At 65.0% G+C, this 448-nt stretch carries 1 protein-coding gene; it reads right to left on the bottom strand.

Features of this window, described 5'->3' with window-relative positions; translation table 11 throughout:
* A partial coding sequence (locus tag H6B10_RS15375) for a hypothetical protein (protein ID WP_204652348.1) occupies positions 1–448 on the bottom strand: 448 nt, incomplete at both ends.

Raw genomic sequence — 448 nt, forward strand, 5'->3', positions numbered from 1 at the left:
GGGCTACCTTGTTGATCACCACAATGTAGAAAAGCCCCGCCAATGCCAGCATGCAGGCAAACAACCCCATGCCCCGGGGCCGGCAGCCTGCCTTCCAGAGGATGGCCGCCGCCAACAGCAGCAAAAGCGCCCACAGCGCCGCGCCGCCAAACTGCCCGCCCAGCAGCGAGAACACCCGCCCCAGGCTGGCCGCCCAGTCGGACAGGGAAGACAGGTCCAGAAAACTGCCTGCCGCCTGCTGCCCCCGGGAACCGGAGAAGATGTGTTCCTTCATGGTGGGGAAGGCCAGATACGCCGCCCCCAGCCCGCCGAATTCCGCCACAGCGTACAGGCAGGCGGTTTTGAACCGGCGGGTGCCCAGCAGCCACAGGCCGAACAACCCGCAGAAGAAGAAACAGAACACTAGGAAGAAATACTGGGTCAGGCACCCTGCCATGGTGGCGGCGGC

The sequence above is a fragment of the Gemmiger formicilis genome (assembly GCF_016901605.1).
In the GTDB taxonomy this organism is placed as follows: domain Bacteria; phylum Bacillota; class Clostridia; order Oscillospirales; family Ruminococcaceae; genus Gemmiger; species Gemmiger formicilis_B.